We start from the raw sequence: 16126 nt of genomic DNA, 5'->3' as shown, positions 1-16126 counted from the left end.
TGTGGTCGGCCGCTACTCCGTTCGGGACCCGCTCGATCGACTGCCGCGTCGAGCCCGACGAGGAGTTCGCTCACTTCACCTCGTTGGCCCGCCAGCCAGCGGTGAACGACGAGCGGGGGGCACGACGGGTCGCTCGGGACGATCCGAGCCGACGACGGCAGTTCTGTATCGCGGTAAGCAATTTACAGCCCCGGCAGCAGAGACCACAGACGACATCCTACGACGGGCCCTTGGACCGCGAGCACCCGTCTCGGGAGGTTGGACACGGTTGCGGCTTGGGTCTCCGTGTCGTCCGCGAGTGGTCGGCGTCCCGAGAGCCGAGCAGACCCACCCGACCGTTCGAGGACATCGAGCCGATGGTCGAGTGGGAGTGTCCGATCGACCCACGGGAAGCCTCGGGGTCTCCGGAGATCGAAAGTCTCCGAGACGACGAGACGCCTTCGACGAACTGCGCCGCACCGCCGTCAGCGCGACGACTGCGACGAGAATCGTCAGTGCGTCCACCGGGGCCGTGCTCGGTGTCACGACTCACTGCACGCGGCCGGAGGAGAACCACCAGACAGGTACTGCTCGGTGGCTAGACGACCCACCCCGGCGCACGAAGATTTAAATCGGGAACCGAGGCAGACGCCCCGTGTCACAGACGAGCCAGCGCGACGCGGACGCACCGCCGACGGACGGGGGACCGACTGTGCCGCCGCCGCCCCCGCCGGGCGACCAGAGCGCGTGGTACGCGCCGAACGTGGTTGCACAGTACGCCGTCCGGCCGGGTGTCGTGGCGACCGTCAGGGACGTGCGCGACGAGGCGGACGCCGACGGCCGGGCGGAGGCGACCGGTCGGGCGCCGTTCCGGTACGAGACCCGCGAGCCGGCGCTGTGTGCGGACGGGCGGGCGGCGTTCGAACGGATCGCCGAACGGTTCGACGGCGGCACCCACCGTCGGCCGCTCACGCGCGCCGGCGTGGTCGAGCGGGCCGACGCCGGCTTCGAGCCGAAGTACGAACGGGCCATCGACCGACTCGTCGACGCCGGCCCGGCGCTGCGGCGACGACTCGACTACCACGCGCTCCGGGAGTTCCGGTTGTTGGGCGACGCGACGCCGTTGGCGCTGGACGACTCGATCCGGGTGGCCGACGCCGCCGACCCGGACGGCGAGCTCGTCGTCCACACGGACCGGTTCGCCCCGGCCGCGACCGGGCTCTCGCCTCACTCGGCGTTCGCCGGCCGGGTCGCCGCCGAGCGGCTGGCCGCCTACGAGGTGTCGTTCGCGGGCTTCGACGTGCCGGTGGTAGTGTACCGGGACCACCTCCTGGGGGACGACAGCTTCACGACGCGGTACGCAGTCCGCGAGCCGCCGTTGCTCCCGGGTGACGAGGCGCTGATCGAGGAGTGTACGGACCGAATCTGGGAGACGGACGTCTCCGGCGTCGTCGACGACCGCTACGAGTTCGTCGCCCGTCGGGCCAGACAGTTCCTCTCTCGCCGACTCACCGCCCGCAACACCCGCGCCTGGCTGGACACGGCTGCCCACCGTCTCCGGACGGCGCTGTCGGAGTACGACCTGGCCGTCCCGCCCGTCGACTCCCGGTACGCACGCGACCGACTGGACGACCTGGTGTACTACGTCCTCCGGGACTTCGTCGGCGAGGGGATCCTCACCGTTCCACTGCGCGACGAGCGGTTGGAGGACGTGGAGGCCAATCGTGTCGGCGAACGCGTCAAGGTCGTCCCGCGGGCGTCCGTGCTGTCGCCGCCCGACCCGCCGACGGTCGGTGACGACGCGGTGACGACGGACGCAGCCACCGACCCCGGACACAGAGCGGCCGGCGACGGCGGGGTCGCCCGCTCCGAGCGGTCGACGCCGGAACGAGTCCCGACGAACCTCCAGTTCGACGAGGAGTCGCAGTTCGTCAACGTCGTCACACAGCTGGCGGCCCGCGACGGGACGGAACTGGACGCCTCCACTCCCAGCGCGAAGGTGAACCTGGATCTCCGTGGCGTCGACGGGACGGTCCGGTGTGCGGTCGCACTCCCGGTCGTCTCGGAGGACGGCCCACACCTCTCCGTCCGGAAACAGGCGGCAGAGCCGATGACCCCGGTCGAACTGATCGAGGACGGGACGATCTCGACGGAGCTCGTGACGCTGCTGTGGCTGTTGTACGAACACCGGGGAGTCGTGTTGTTCTCCGGTCCGACCGGCGTCGGCAAGACGACGCTGCTCAACGCTCACGTCCCGTTCATCCCGTTCGACGACCGTCCGATCTCCATCGACGAGGGGTCACGCGAGGTGGAACTGCCACACGAGACGGGGGTGTCGCTGAGCACCCGCGACCACGAACGGTCGTACAAACGGGTGTCGATGGCGGATCTGACGACGGAGGCGAACTACCTCAACCCCGACGTGGAAGTGATCGCCGAGATCAACAGCGACGCCTCCTTCCAAACGTTCGGCGAGACGCTTAACACCGGCCACGGCGTCCTCGGGACGACTCACGCCGAGGACCCGGCGACGCTGGTCAACCGGGTGATCGAGCGTGGGCTGCCGGCGTACCTCCTCGGCGAGATCGACTTGGTCGTGTTCCCGCGGCGTGTCGACGGGGAGCGGTACGTCGGCGAGGCGGTCGAGTTGGCGGCCGACCCCGGGGCGTTCGCGGACTGTGGCGGTGCCGGCGGCGTCGTGGAGAAGGGTGACGAGCGAGTCGCCTGGAACCGCGTCGGCGGCCGCACCCCGGACGGCGAGTTCGAGTTCGCCTACGACCACCCGCGGCTGGGTGACACGCGTCGTCGACTCCGCCACCGGGTGTTCCACCGGCTCGCCGACGCGACCGACCGGACGCTGGACGAAGTCGAGGCCGACTTCCACCGGCGTCACCGTTACGTGACGTTCCTCCGCGAGGAGGGTGTGACCGACTTCCAGACGACCTTCGACCTCCTGGCGGAGTTCGGTGCCGACGAGCCGACGACGGGACCCGGGGGTCACCGGGCGGGCCACGCCGGACGGCTGGGGGTCGGCGATGACTGACACGCCCCGCGAGGCACGGCCGACGCCGACACGGCTCCGTGCGGTCGACCGAGCGTTGTACGCGCTGTTCGCCCGTCACGCGGACGGTAGCCGCCACGCGGGCGACCGAGCGCGCTACCGCGGACTCGTCGCCGGCGTCAGCTTCGACGTGTTCCTCGCCCGGGTGTACGGCCTCTCGTGGGTCGTCGCCGTCGCCGTCGCGGTCGGCTGTCTGCCCGTCGTCACTGCCGTCGCTCCGCCCGGCTGGCCGGCGGTCCCCCTGCCGGACGGCTGGCCGGCGGCCGTCGGTGTCGCGGCCGCCGCCACCGGGAGCAAACGACTCACGGTCGTCGCGGCCGGAGGCTACCTCCGTGCCCGGGCGACGGCCAGACGCACTCGGATCAGACGCTCGCTCCCCGGCGTCGCGCGGTACCTCGACGCACTCTCGTCCGGGAGCGACGGCCCACGGGCGATGCTCCGCCGCGTCGCCGAGAGCGACGCCTACGGCGAGACCGGCCGCTCCATCCGGCGAGCGCTCAACACGGCCGAGCTCACCGGGAGCCTCCGGCGCGGGCTCGGTCGCGTCGCTCGCGACACCCCCTCCCGGGAGGCGTTGTCCCCGTTCCTGCTGAAGTTCCGTGAACACGCGACACAGGGTGACGACGCCCTCTCCAACTACCTCCGGCTGGAGAGCCGAGTGCTGGGCCGGCGCCGCGAGCGGGCCAGCGAGCGCAACGCCGACCTGATGGAACTGCTGGCGGAGCTGTTCGTCGTCACGCTCGTGTTGCCGGCGTTGCTCGTCGTCGTCCTGACAGTGGTGAGCGTGCTCGCGCCGTCGCTGTCGGAGCCGGTCACCACCCCCGTGGGTCCGGTGACACGACGGACACTCGTCACCGTCGGCGCAGCCGGGTTCGTCGTCGCGGTCGGCGTCGCGGCCGCCGTAGCCGTCGAGCGACTCCGGCCGACAGACAGCCGTGTCTCCCACGGTCTCCCGGACCGTCCGCGGACCGTCCTGGCGACGGCGACGACCAATCCGGCCAGCGCCGCGGCCGTCTGGACGACACCCAGCCTCGCGGTCGCCGGTCTCGCGTGGTCGGTCGGGCTCACGCCGCTGGACACGGCGTTGGCGTGGTACGTCGCGTTCGCCGTCCCGGTCGGGCTCGTCGGACTCCGCCGCGCCCGACTGGACGACGCCAAGGACCGAGAGATCAAAGACTTCGTCCACGCCGTCTCCGGACACGTCGGTCTCGGGCGACCGCTGCCGGAGGCGGTCGAACGAGTCGCCCGCGAGGTGGAACTGGGCCCACTCGCTCCCGACGTCGACGACCTCGCGTTCAACCTCGTCCACGGCGGTCGCCGAGAGACGGACCTCCGGACGGCGGCGTTGGATCGGTTCGTCGACCGCGTCGGGACACCGCTCGCGGCCCGGAGCGTCGGACTCGTCACCGGTGCGCTGGACGCCGGCAGCGACTCCGAAGCCGTTTTCGAGACGCTCCAGACGGAGGTGAGCCGGCTGTACCACGAGAAACGCGCGCTACGGTCGAGTATGCTCGTGTACGTCGTCGTCGGCTGGACGACGGCGCTGTTGGTCGTCGGGATCGTCCTGGCGATCACGACACAGGTGTTGGACAGCTTCACACAGTTGTCTGCGGCCTCGGACGCCGGCAGCGTCACGCTCGACCCGAACGCCGTCGATCCGGCGCGCGCCCGGCGGCGGTTCTACCTCGTCACGCAGGCCACCGTGCTCGCGTCCGGGTGGTTCGCCGGCGCCGCCGACCGAGGACCGTTCGCCGCGCTGCTCCACTCCGGGTTGCTCGTCGGGATCGCCGCCGTCGCCTTCGAGGTGGTCGCGTGACCCGACGGCGTCGCCCCGACGGCCGCACGACACGTCACTGCCCTCCCGGCCGCCGACAGCCCCGACACGGCCGCGGACAGTCACACGTCGTCGGCGTGGCGCTCCTCGTGGCCGTGACGGTCGTCAGCCTCGGCGGACTGACGGCCGCCGTCGCCACCACCGTCGACGCTGGCACGGCGGAGGTCCGAGAACGCCGCGTCGCCGGTGCGGTCGTGGACGCGATCCAACCCAGGCGGGTCACCGGCAGCCACACGGCAACCGTCGAACTCGCCGCTGGCCGTCTGGAGACCGTCCCGCGGACGGTCAGACTGTTGAACGACACCGGGACGGTCCGACGGCTACGGACGGACGCGTTCGTGTACCGGAACGGGGACACCCGGGTCGCCGCCGTCGCCGGCGGGGTCGTCCGTGGGCCGCCGGGTGTGGCGACGGTCGTCCGGCCGCCACGGCTGCGGCGCGCGGCCGGCAGTCTCGTCGTCGGCGTCGCGGCGCTGGGTGCCCCCGCAGACTCCGCCGGCGTCTCGCTCGCCGTCGGCGGCGTTCCCGACGCACCGCGAACGCGGCTCCGACTCCGGACGAACGTCTCACACGAGGCGACACGACACCCGACCGGAGACTGGCGTGTCGCCGTCGAGACCGCGACGCCGGCGGCCGTCGCCGACGCCCTCGCTCGCGTCGGCTCCGTGTCGCGACGTGACTTCGACGACGACGGCGTCCCGAGCGTGGTCGTCCACGTCGCCGACCGTCGCGTCGTGTTCGTCGTCCACCGGCTCGGGCTGGAGGTGGAACGTGTCTGACGGAGAGGGGCGGACGCGGGCCGTGACGCCGACAGTCGGCAAGCTGCTGGAGGTCGGAATCGTCGTCTTACTCGTCGGCGGGCTGACGGCGACACTCGGTGGCAGCGCGGTGCCGGAGTACCGCGACCGGGCCGGCCGGGAGCTCGCACAGCGACACCTGACGGCGGCGGCGACGCGTGTCGAGCGCGCGGTGCCGCCGCCGGGCCGTTGGGTGTCGGTTCGCCGACGGGTGCCGCTGCCGTCGCGGCTCCGCGGCAAGCCGTACCGCGTCGTCGCCGACGACGGGCGACTCCGGCTCGTCCACCCGAACCCGGCAGTAACCGTCGGAGTGACCGTGGTCGTCCCCGACCGGGTCCACCGCGTGACGGGGACCTGGCACAGCACCGATCACACCGTCGTCGTCGTCGAAACACACGACGACGGCGTCGTCGTCCGACTCCAGTCCGGGGGTGTGGCGTGACTCCGTCTCGTGCCCGCGGCCAGGCGAACCTCCTCGCGCTCGGGGTGGCCGTCCTGCTCGTCGTCGCCGCCGTCACGGGGACGCTCGCGCTCGCGGACGCCGCCTTCGCCGGCGCCGACCGACCTGCCGGGGCGCGCCACGCCGCCGTCGCCACGGCCGGGCGACTCGTCGCCGCCGACGGCCCGCTCGCCGTCCGGCCGAACGTCCTCGACGCCGACGCGGTCGCCGACCTGGACACCGCTGCCGTCACGGCGAGCGTCCCGGCGCTGCGCGACCGCGCCGTCCGGGTCGAACTGGACGACACCGTGCTCGCGGTCCGGGGCGACCCCGTCGGCCCGACACACCGCCGGATCGTCACGGTGGCGACGACCACTCCCCGGACGCGGTCGGTGCCGGCGGCGGCCGGGCTCGTCTTCCCCCGGCGGACGGATCGAATCCGATTCGACTTCCGGAACGCGTCCGTCACCCGGGTGCGCGTCGACGGCCGGCTCGTGTTGGCACGCCCCGACGGACTCCGGGGGACGGCGACCGTCGCCGTCAGCCGACGGGCGACGCTGCGCGTGAACTTCGCCGGCACCGGTACCGTCACCGTGACGACGTTCCCGACTCGGACTCGGAAGGCACGCCTGGAGGTGACCGTCGGTGCCTGACCGCGGGCAGCTGTCGCTGTCGGTCGTCGAGGCCGGGGTCGGCGTGTTGCTGTTGCTCGCCGTCGCGGGCGGGTTCGGCGCGAGTCTCCCGACGCCGTCGACGGACGAGACACAGCTCGACGCCTACGCCGGCGACGCCGCGACGGTGTTGACCGGGGCGCCGCCGCGACACGCCGACCGCAGCCGGCTGACCGAGGTCGCTGCCTCGCGGGCGGCGTTCGAGCGGGAACGGGGAGCGCTCCGCCGGCGCGTCGCGGCCACCCTCGGTGACAACCTCCAGTTTCGACTCCGAACACCGCACGGCGTCGTCGGCGACCCGATCCCGCGGGCGACGGCGACCGGTCGGGCGACGGTACCGACCCGACACGGACCGGTGGTGATCCAGGTGTGGTACGCGTGACTCGTCACGCCGGAGCCGACCGTGGCCAGCTCGTCGTACTCGCGGCAGCGCTGGCGGCGTTAGCGTTGCTCCCGGTCGTGTTCGCGTACCTCCAGTTGGGTGCCCACCCGGACGTCGCCGCTCGAACGGAGCCGGGCCACGAGACGGATCGCGTCGTCCGCGCGCTGGCGCGTGCCGTCGGCAACGCCTCCCGGGCCGTCGCGGGCGACGACTGGACGAACCGGACGGCGACGCGCTCCGCGTTCGACCGGACGCTCCGCCCGGACCGCCGCGGGATCGAGACCGCACGGCTGGATCGAGGCGTCTCCGTGCGCGTGCGACGCAACGCGACCGTCGCCGCGTCGTGGGCCGACGCCTCCTGTCCCGGCGGCCCGAACCGACAGTTCGGCGACTGTGTCGCCCGTGACGGGGTCGTGCTCCAGGAGCGCGCCGGAGAGGCGTACGTCGTCGCGGTCGCGCTCGAGGTGCGCGTCGTCGGTCCGAGCGGGCGGACGACCGTCGTGCGAGTGTTCGAGACAGCGGCCGGGACGACGGTCACTCCTCGCCCGGCGTCGTGAAGCGGTCGCTGTCGGCGCGGAATCGCTTGTTCGTGGCGTCGACGAGGTTCTGGAAAGTGTGGCCGACGGCGACCGCCGGGAGCCCGAAGAGGAGGAAGCCGACGCCGTAGACGAGTCCGGTCGTCGCCGTGACCACGACCCCGCCCGGGGCGCGGTCGGCGTGTGCCAGCCCGAAGGCGACGGCCCCGAGTACGACCGCGAGCGGCGGCGAAACGGGGATCACGGCCGGGACGGCGCCGACGAGCCCGGCGCGGAAGAGCGCCTCCTCCATCGTCGACTGGCCGGCGTAGCCGACGGTGTACCACCCCAGCCCGGCGTAGCTGTCGGGGTACACGCTCGCGGCGGTGTCTTCGACCGAGACACCTAGCCGGCCGAGCAGCCAGACCTGGACGATCGCCAGCACCGACATCCCGGCGCCGAGCCCGAGCCCGGCGGCGACCGCGGCGGGGGTGCGCGCCGCCGGCCCGAGTCCGAGCGTCCCCAGGTCCAGGTCGCCGACGACGACCCCGACGGCCGTGACGGCGGCGAGCACCGAGAGCGGCGGGAGCGAGGTCTCGAGGAACCCACGAGCGACCGCCCGCGGCGGACCGAGGTCGCTGGCGGTTATCTCTCCCTCGTCTGCGGTCTGGACGACGAACACGACCGCGACGGTCCCGAGCAGCGCCAGTGCCGCGTACACCGTGGTGGCGAGTGACACGAGAAGACCGTGACCGGCCGTACGGCAAAGCTCCGGCGGTCTACGCCCGCAGCTCCCGGACGCGCTCTACGTTCCACGCGAAGCTACGCCCGTCCTCGGTGGGGGTCTCCAACACGAACGGCAGTTCTCGGAGGTCTGGGTGGTTGACGATCCGATCGACGCCGGCGTCGCCGATGTGACCGTCGCCGAGGTGGGCGTGTTCGTCCTTGTTCGTCCCGCACTCGTGTTTGGAGTCGTTGAGGTGGAGACAGTGGAGGTGTTCGAGCCCGACGGTCTCGTCGAAGGCGGCGACCGTCTCGTCGACGGCGGCCGGCGTCGACAGGTCGTAGCCGGCCGCGAATACGTGAGCGGTGTCGAGACAGAAGCCGATCTCCAGGTCCGTCCGGTCGTGGACGGCCGCGAGGTGGTCGAACTCGCCGCCCAGCTTCGTGCCGGAGCCGGCGTCGGACTCGACGAGCACCGTCACCTCGTCGGGCACGTCCAGTTCGTCCAGCGCGCTCGCGGCGTTGTCCAGCCCCTGCTCGACGCCGGCACCGGTGTGGGCGCCGAGGTGGACGTTGACGTAGTCGACTCCCAGCTTGGCTGCGGCGTCGACCTCCTTCTGCATGGAGTCGATGCTCTTGGCCCGGAGATCGTCTTTCGGCGTACAGAGGTTGACGAGGTACGAGGAGTGGATCACCCACGGCCCGATGTCGTGGTCCGTGGAGGCGGCCCGGAACCGCTCTGCCTCGTCGTCCTCGATGTTCGGGTCCTGCCACACCTGCGGGCTGTGGCTGAAGATCTGTCCGCAGTTGCCGCCGATCTCCGCCTGCTCGTCGACGGCGTTGTCCGCGCCGCCGGCGATGGAGGTGTGTGCGCCGATGTTGACTGTCACGGACGACAGTGGGGTCGCGCGTGCTAAAGTCGCGTCGGTGTCGGCGGTCCGGGGCGGTGGCCGGCCGACGCCGACGTGACGAGTCTGCCCGTCCAGCGGCGGCGACGTCCGTGTTCCCGTCGTCTCACGGTCTCGTTACAAACTGTAGCGACACACGAATTTACTTCCCTGGAGCGCGTAGCGTCCGTGTATGTCAGAAGAAGTCGTGTTCGAGGTCGAGAACGAGCGACGACGTGCAGACGTGGCGACCATCCTCCGGACCATCGCCGACAACCTGGAGAACGGGACGCCGATCACGCTACAGGCCGGCGAGGACGCCGTCACGCTGGAGCCGCCCGTCCGCCCGCGGTTCGGCGTGGCGGTGGAACGCGACGGCCCACAGGACGGATCGAAGGAACTGAACGTCGGGCTCGAACTCGGCTGGTCGGAGGAGGGGTCCAACGAGGAGCTGGAAGTCGAGTAGTCGTCTCCACGATCCTGCCGCTCGGCCACACGCAGGCCGTGAGCACGGCCACGACACGGTGACTGCCGTCTGTCGTCACTCGACCCCGGTCCAGCGTCGCCAGAGGGAGTCACCCGACAGTAAGCCGAGCGATCCGACTGTCACGGCCAGCCGCGGCCACCAGTACGCGCCGGTCTCTCCGAGCGCGTACGCGGTCCCCATCACGACGAGCGTGACGAGACAGAGTCCGATCAGTGCGAGTCGAGCGCGTGTCTCCATCGTGTCACTCGGTATCTCGGTGAGTCGGTTCGTAGCGTCGCACGCCCGACCGTCTCGCCGCTCGCACGGACAGAGTCCGACGACCGGCGAGACGCGCCGGCGTCGCTACCCTCGCAGCTCCCGCGGGTCCGCCCGCACCCAGTCGTCGTGGCCGTACTTCTCGTCGACCAACGTCGCCGCGCGGTCGAGTTCTGCGTCCGTCCACTCGCCTGCCGGGGCGCCTCCTGCCCAGTCCGCGAGTGTCGTCTCCAGCCGTTCGACGACGGTCGCCCGGTCGGCGTCGGTGAGTTCGTCGAGGCCGGCGACGCGGTCGCGGAACGCCGTCGCCGTCGTCTCCGGCGCGGCGAAACAAGCGAGGTGCGCCGAGGCGTCGACCGCGAAGGAGATCGACCCGTGCTGGACGACCGCCTCGCGCTGACGGTGTTGAGCGTTGCCGGCGATCTTTCGACCGGCGCCGCCGTCGCTCACAACGTCGTGGGCGGGGTTCAGCCCGCGGAGGTAACAGGCGGGCTGGTGGATCGTCGGCCGTTCGCTTCCGGCGTAGTCGGCGTCGACACCGAGCGCCCGCAGCGCAGCCAGCACTGGCTCACACAGGAGGTGGTACGACTCCATCAGGTCGCCCGGCAGCTCGTCCGCGGGTGCGATCACCGAGTAGGACACGTCGCCGAAGTTGTCGTGGTAGATGCCGCCGCCGCCGGTCGGCCGCCGGGTCACGTCGACGCCGGCCGCGCGACAGGCGTCCCAGTCGACGCTGCCGGGGTCTTGGTGGCGCCCCAAGGAGAGACAGGAGGGCTCCCAGCGGTACAGCCTGACGGTGCGGGGGCCACCCGCGGCGGCGGTCTCGGCGGCGACCTCGTCTAAGGCCATCTGTGTCGGGCCGTCGCGGGCCTCCTCGCGGATCAGCCGCCAGTCGCGGTCGGCCAACGGGCCGGGGGCCGCTCGGTCGGTGTCCGTGTCGGTCGTCACGACCGGTCTCGGACGGCGCCACACAAGTCAACTGCGGCCGGCGACCGAGCCGGCTCCGTCGTCGGGGTTGAGCCGCCGGGCCACGACCGCGTACACACACGCGAGGTACAACAAAAACGCCCCCGCACTCAGCGGTCCCCCGAGGAACGAACTCACGTCCACCGCCGTCACCTGCTCTGCGATGCCGGCACCGACGGAGAGGCAGAGTAACGTGGCGTACACGACAGCCGTCGCTGTCGATAGCAGCTCGACCCCGCCCCTCCCGAAAGAGAGCGTACTGAAAAAAGCAACCGTAACGAGCACCAGAGCTGTCTGTAATGTGTACGCCAGAGGGGAGAACACAACACTAGCCACACACAGAAGTCCGGTGCAGACGAGTGCTCCGAGTACACCCGGCAGATCGTACCTCATACGCTCGACACGAACGCTCTGTGGTAAATTTCTTCTCTAGTCTCTCAGTGAGGGGGTCAGCGGGGAACACTGAACGCTCAGTACTCAGTGAGAGTGGCCGCGAACGCATCCGCAGCCGCCGGCGTTCGCACAGTCACCGTTCCACCGAATCGGAGTACTCGGCAGCCACCGAACTTCGAACAGAGTGTGGCAGTGGCCCACTCGACGTGTCGCGTCACGACTCTGCGCTCGGCAGCCGGAGTTCCACCCGCGTTCCCCGCGGCTCGCGGTCCGAGATCGACAGTTCGCCGCCGACGGCCGTCGCCGTCCACCGAGCGATCCAGAGTCCGAGCCCGCTGGCGTGTTCCAACGGGGTCTCGGTGCCGCGCACGACGGCGAGCCGGTCCGTGTCCGGGACGCCCGGCCCGTCGTCGGCGACGGCCACGACCACCTCGTCGGCGTCCGTGTCGGTCGTCACCTCGACCCACACGGTCGGGTCGCCGTCGTGGTGTTCGACCGCGTTCTCGACGAGATTCGACAGCGCGGTACGGTAGTCTCGACGGCTCTCGACCGTCGCGGTCGCGTCCGTGACGGAGAGACGCACGTCGGCGACCGACTCGAACTGTTCGACGACACGACGGGTCGGCTCCGTCAGCTCGACCGCGACCGGGTCGGTGGTGCTCGTCTCGGAGTTCACGAGCACCCGGGCCTTCTCACTCGTCTCCAACAGACCCGTCGCGGCGGCGTGGATCTTCGTCGCTGCCTCTCGTACCTCCGAGTCGTCACTCCGTGTGGTGACGTGGTTGGCGTAGCCGACGACGACGTTGAGGTCGTTCGAGAGGTTGTGCCGCAACACCCTGTTCGCTACCTCCAAGCGCTTCCGCGAGGCGTGCCGCGCCGTCACGTCGTGGACGACGACGGCGTAGCCAGTCGTCCGACCGCGGTGATCCGACAACGGTTCGACGGTCGTGTCGAACACGCGCCGACGGTCGTCGATCACTGCCGTCCGGTCGCCGCCGTCGAGCCCCCGCAGGCCGCCGTCGCCCCCGTCTGCCACCGTCGGTCGGAGACTGTCGCCGACCGTCGGCTCCCCGTCGAACACCCGGCGAGCGAGTTCGTCGATCTCGACCACCTCCCCCGTCTCGTCCGTGACGATCAACCCGCTGTCGACACCCTCGAGTGCCTGGCGCCGTGCCGGGGCGGTCCGGCGCAGGAGGTCGAACTGGAACAACGCCAGCCCCCAGACGACGCCGGTGACGACGAACGCGAACGGCGTCGTGTCGACCGGAATCGGCCCACCGACGAGCAGTTCGACGACGTTGACGACGAACGGCGGAACCGCTCCGAGCATCAGGAGCGCGGACTGTCGAGCGGAGACGACCGGGCCGGTGACGGCGACACGAGCGACGAGAACGAGCCCGACGGCGACGAGGAGGTACGAGTACGTCGCGTGCAGGAGGAACCCCGGCCCGAACGTGACGATGAGCGACGTGACGCCGGTGTCGACGGCGAGTCGCGGACTCCCCCAGACGAGCCCGTGGGCGGGGTTGGTCACGACGGCCACGACGAACACAGCCGGCTCCAGGAGCAACACCTCACGAGCGTCGGCGAGCCAGTCGGCGCCAGTGTACTGGACGGTGAACCACAGCCACAGCGTCGGGACCGTCGCCCCGACGACCGCGATCACTCGGAACACGGAGAGCCGCGTCGCCAACCCGGACACGAGCAGCTGGACGCCGTACAGCCCGGACCAGGCGGCGATAGCGATCATCAGCCCGACGAACGACTCCGCGTACGGCTCCCGACGACCGTACACGCGCGCCGCGACCGCCAACGACACCCCCGCGGCCAGAAACGTCGCCGTCGTGTACGCTCCCGACGGGGACAGCATGAGTACACATACAGTACGACTGGAGCAACTTATTTCAATCGAAGAACGCTGCTACGCTCCGACGACGCGACGCTTTTCCCGCTCGACCGCCGACCGTCGGTATGGTCGAGAACGTCGCCGGCGTCGTCCGCGAACTCGAGACGGAGGACTTCTACCTCCTCTCGGGCGTCGAGCAGGGGATGCGGTTCTCGGAGTGGGTCGCCCGCGAGAAGCTGCCGGAGTTCGCCGGTCTCACGGACGAGGAGACGGCGTACAGGCTCGACCGTTGTAGCGACCGCGACCTCGTCGAGGGGAAGACGATCCAGTACGACGGCTACCGACTCGCCTTCGAGGGGTACGACGCGCTCGCGCTCCACACGTTCGCCGAGCGCGACACTGTCGAGGGGGTCGGCGCCCCGCTCGGCGTCGGCAAGGAGTCGGACGTGTACGAGGTGTCGTCGTACCGTTCGTTCGCGCTGAAGTTCCACCGCGAGGGGTACACCAACTTCCGGGAGGTGATGGAGTCCCGCGACTACACCGCCGACCGCGACCACGTCTCCTGGCTGTACACCGCCCGGAAGGCGGCCGAACGAGAACACGAGACGCTGGAGACGCTGTACCCGGACGTGTCCGTCCCGCGGCCGATCGACCACAACCGCCACGCCATCGTCATGGAGAAGCTGCCCGGGCCGGAGCTGGCGGACGCCCGTCTGGAGTCACAACAGGTCGTCGGCGTGTTGGATCTGATCCTCCGCGAGGTCGCCACCGCCTACCGCGCCGGCTACGTCCACGCCGACCTCTCGGAGTACAACGTCGCCGTCGGCGAGGACGGCGTCGTGATCTTCGACTGGCCACAGTCCGTCGACACCGACCACGAGAACGCCGGCGAACTGCTGGATCGGGACGTGGAGAACCTGATCGGGTACTTCGCCCGGAAGTACCCCAACGAGACGCCCGCGGTCGACGAGCGGGCGGTCGCGCAGGCGATTCGGGACGGTGCGTTCGAGTCCGTCCGCGAGTTCGCGTGACACTGAGGCTCCCGTCGGAGGTTAGCTATCGAAGAGTAGCTCGACTGTCTCAGAGAACGCCTCTGGAGACCGCCACTCGTGGACGTGACCGTGGCGAGAAAAAACCTCGAACACTCCGTTCGACTGCATCCAACTGTAGTGCTCTTTCTCCTCTTCGTCGGGATAACGTCGCTTCAAGATGTGAGTCTTGTTTCGGTAGGCGCTCGACTCCACCAGCAGCACCTGCTCTACCACTTGACCTCCTCTGTCGTGTTCACAGACGAGGACAATCTGGTCGGAGTCGTCCGCCAGCAGTTTGAACTTCAATAGGGCGTTCAGCTGCTGTTGTTCGGTCTGAACGAAGTCGTCCATTCTGTACGCGACCAGCCCATCGCCAGCTCGCTGGTTCACGTACTCTTTCACCTCGTTTACACGGCGGACATCATCTTCTGCGAAGCTCCCGAGAACGAACACTCGGTGTTCGGCCGTGGCAGCTACGTCCGCCCAATCCGCCCGGTAGTGATTGAGCGCCTCGTACTCGCTCGGAGTCAGTTCGCCCGTCGAGTGCTCTCGCGCTCGTTCTTTCACGTCTAAAGAGTTTGTGTCCGTCATGTCGCAGTGATAGGAGAGTCGGATTTAAGTGGCTTACGACCACATCGGTGTGAACCGATGTGGTTCAGGCCGAAAAGACTATACTTGCTTGGATACGTATCTGTATACAGCAGAGGACCTGCCAGTTCACGGGTGGCCGGTCGACCGGCCACTCGTGAACTACAGAGGCAGAGAAGCAACGCGAACAGACTGACGTGTGTACGACGGGGCTGGATCGAACTCCGCCGGTTGTACTCACTGACAAGCAAGATCGTAGTAAGAGTCTAAGATGTCACACAGCACGAAACCAAACGAACCCGTTTCGATGGATGGAAGAGACGAGGACATACAATCGACGAGAGTACGAGTCAACGTCCTCACTCAGGAGACGAGATTCGTCCTCGTCCAGAACATCCTCTCGCACCCCGAGCAGCTACCGACGCTCCGGGAGTTCGACTACGTCAACCCAACTAAGAGCCGTAGCACGATCCGCGAGCACCTCGACACCCTGATCGAGAACGATCTCGTCGAGACAGTCACGCTCCCAGAGAGCGAACGAACCCGGGACCTCCCGTACCGCTTCTACGGGCTCACGGACACGGGACGGGAGCTGCTAGAGCGGTTCGACCTCCTCGGCGCGGAGGGAACGCTAGGGGAGATGTACGAGCGACTAGAGACAACACCGGAGATTGAGCGGTACGCGGACGCGCCACGCCCGGACCGAGAGTGAACGCCTGCGACTGCGTCCTGAATCGGCCGCCACGGACACACATGGCGCTCGGACGCCCCACTGACGGCACCACCCGCGAGCAGGCCAGCGCCGAGACCGGGTCTTTCTCTCGTCGCGTCGGTCGATCTCTCGCCGGGGGTCGCGGCGGCGACCCACAGCGGTCCGCTGGCCTCACACACGACGGACGGTTCCGTCCCGGACCCGCTAACCGACGACGCGACAGACACCCGACAGTCACATGCAGCTACCGGAGAGACGGGTTGCGTCCTTGGGGACGGATAACGCAACCGAGACGAACCGAACCGATAACCTCGCGGCGGGGCTCGACAAGAAACCGGCGACGGTGACGCGGGAGGGCGACCCGCGAGGGGAAGCTCGAGTCCGTCCGCGAGTTCGCGTGACGGCACTCCCGTGCGCACCACGGCCCACTGCGTCGTGACTGCCCGACGGACTCGGGGCCGGCGGACGGACCGCCGACTCTCGTGACCGAAGCGTCAGATTGGCAAATCCGTTACTCCTTTTTCTTGCTAGACGTTGTCTCACGTGCATACCGTACTACC

The 16126-nt window shown here is 69.6% G+C and carries 17 protein-coding genes; 10 read left to right on the top strand and 7 right to left on the bottom strand.

The window, feature by feature from the left end:
• The first annotated feature begins 634 nt into the window (after positions 1 to 634).
• Genes RYH79_RS13750 through RYH79_RS13720 form a run of 7 tightly spaced genes read left to right on the top strand, consistent with a single transcriptional unit; the run spans position 635 to position 7720 of the window.
• On the top strand, positions 635 to 3022 hold the full coding sequence (locus RYH79_RS13750) for a type II/IV secretion system ATPase subunit (protein ID WP_370900070.1): 2388 nt from the start codon (positions 635 to 637) through the stop codon (positions 3020 to 3022).
• The gene (locus RYH79_RS13745; RefSeq protein ID WP_370900068.1) at positions 3015 to 4856 is read left to right on the top strand and encodes a type II secretion system F family protein; all 1842 of its coding nucleotides are present in this window, start codon (positions 3015 to 3017) and stop codon (positions 4854 to 4856) included. The genes RYH79_RS13750 and RYH79_RS13745 overlap by 8 nt, the downstream gene beginning before the upstream one ends.
• Positions 4853 to 5653 (top strand): DUF7289 family protein, encoded by an 801-nt coding sequence (locus tag RYH79_RS13740; protein WP_370900066.1) that lies wholly within the window; start codon positions 4853 to 4855, stop codon positions 5651 to 5653. The genes RYH79_RS13745 and RYH79_RS13740 overlap by 4 nt, the downstream gene beginning before the upstream one ends.
• Entirely contained in the window at positions 5646 to 6113 is a 468-nt protein-coding gene (locus RYH79_RS13735; protein ID WP_370900064.1) for a DUF7266 family protein, read from the top strand. Before RYH79_RS13740 ends, RYH79_RS13735 begins: the two co-directional genes overlap by 8 nt.
• The gene (locus RYH79_RS13730) at positions 6110 to 6763 is read left to right on the top strand and encodes a DUF7263 family protein (protein ID WP_370900062.1); all 654 of its coding nucleotides are present in this window, start codon (positions 6110 to 6112) and stop codon (positions 6761 to 6763) included. Before RYH79_RS13735 ends, RYH79_RS13730 begins: the two co-directional genes overlap by 4 nt.
• A complete protein-coding gene (locus RYH79_RS13725) occupies positions 6756 to 7163 on the top strand; it encodes a DUF7262 family protein (RefSeq protein ID WP_370900060.1) in 408 nt (135 codons plus the stop codon). The genes RYH79_RS13730 and RYH79_RS13725 overlap by 8 nt, the downstream gene beginning before the upstream one ends.
• Positions 7151 to 7720, top strand: coding sequence for a DUF7261 family protein (locus RYH79_RS13720; protein WP_370900058.1), 570 nt, complete (start codon positions 7151 to 7153; stop codon positions 7718 to 7720). The genes RYH79_RS13725 and RYH79_RS13720 overlap by 13 nt, the downstream gene beginning before the upstream one ends.
• Here the strand turns inward: RYH79_RS13720 and RYH79_RS13715 are convergent.
• Together RYH79_RS13715 and RYH79_RS13710 are read right to left on the bottom strand one after the other, a co-directional pair.
• On the bottom strand, positions 7698 to 8417 hold the full coding sequence (locus RYH79_RS13715; protein ID WP_370900056.1) for a CPBP family intramembrane glutamic endopeptidase: 720 nt from the start codon (positions 8415 to 8417) through the stop codon (positions 7698 to 7700). The two genes, RYH79_RS13720 and RYH79_RS13715, sit on opposite strands and share 23 nt — an antisense overlap.
• Positions 8418 to 8457: 40 nt before the next feature.
• Positions 8458 to 9291, bottom strand: a complete 834-nt coding sequence (locus RYH79_RS13710; RefSeq protein ID WP_370900054.1) for a deoxyribonuclease IV — start codon at positions 9289 to 9291, stop codon at positions 8458 to 8460.
• A gap of 190 nt (positions 9292 to 9481) precedes the next feature.
• Here RYH79_RS13710 and RYH79_RS13705 point away from each other — a divergent pair, with 190 nt between their 5' ends.
• On the top strand, positions 9482 to 9754 hold the full coding sequence (locus tag RYH79_RS13705; protein WP_370900052.1) for an amphi-Trp domain-containing protein: 273 nt from the start codon (positions 9482 to 9484) through the stop codon (positions 9752 to 9754).
• A gap of 75 nt (positions 9755 to 9829) precedes the next feature.
• On the opposite strand, the gene RYH79_RS13700 is transcribed toward RYH79_RS13705, so the two are convergent.
• The 4 genes from RYH79_RS13700 to RYH79_RS13685 all read right to left on the bottom strand — a co-directional run bounded on the left by RYH79_RS13700 (position 9830) and on the right by RYH79_RS13685 (position 13259).
• Positions 9830 to 10012, bottom strand: coding sequence for a hypothetical protein (locus tag RYH79_RS13700; protein ID WP_370900050.1), 183 nt, complete (start codon positions 10010 to 10012; stop codon positions 9830 to 9832).
• A 105-nt stretch (positions 10013 to 10117) separates the two neighbouring features.
• Complete coding sequence (locus tag RYH79_RS13695; protein WP_370900048.1) at positions 10118 to 10978, bottom strand: lipoate--protein ligase family protein; 861 nt, start codon at positions 10976 to 10978, stop codon at positions 10118 to 10120.
• 27 nt (positions 10979 to 11005) lie between these two features.
• Positions 11006 to 11389, bottom strand: a complete 384-nt coding sequence (locus tag RYH79_RS13690; protein WP_370900046.1) for a hypothetical protein — start codon at positions 11387 to 11389, stop codon at positions 11006 to 11008.
• A gap of 214 nt (positions 11390 to 11603) precedes the next feature.
• Entirely contained in the window at positions 11604 to 13259 is a 1656-nt protein-coding gene (locus RYH79_RS13685) for a histidine kinase N-terminal 7TM domain-containing protein (RefSeq protein WP_370900044.1), read from the bottom strand.
• Positions 13260 to 13360: 101 nt separating this feature from the next.
• On the opposite strand from RYH79_RS13685, the gene RYH79_RS13680 reads away from it, so the two are divergent.
• A complete protein-coding gene (locus RYH79_RS13680; RefSeq protein WP_370900042.1) occupies positions 13361 to 14266 on the top strand; it encodes a serine/threonine-protein kinase RIO2 in 906 nt (301 codons plus the stop codon).
• A 21-nt stretch (positions 14267 to 14287) separates the two neighbouring features.
• Here RYH79_RS13680 and RYH79_RS13675 read toward each other — a convergent pair whose 3' ends face one another.
• A complete protein-coding gene (locus RYH79_RS13675; protein ID WP_370900040.1) occupies positions 14288 to 14857 on the bottom strand; it encodes a DUF8170 family protein in 570 nt (189 codons plus the stop codon).
• 304 nt (positions 14858 to 15161) lie between these two features.
• On the opposite strand from RYH79_RS13675, the gene RYH79_RS13670 reads away from it, so the two are divergent.
• The gene (locus RYH79_RS13670; protein WP_370900038.1) at positions 15162 to 15566 is read left to right on the top strand and encodes a helix-turn-helix domain-containing protein; all 405 of its coding nucleotides are present in this window, start codon (positions 15162 to 15164) and stop codon (positions 15564 to 15566) included.
• The last annotated feature ends 560 nt before the right edge of the window (positions 15567 to 16126 follow it).

This window comes from Halobaculum sp. MBLA0143, assembly GCF_041361465.1.
Lineage (GTDB): Archaea > Halobacteriota > Halobacteria > Halobacteriales > Haloferacaceae > JAHENP01.
The sequence above is the reverse complement of the archived record's forward strand: the minus strand, read 5'-3'. Positions and strand labels throughout refer to the sequence as shown.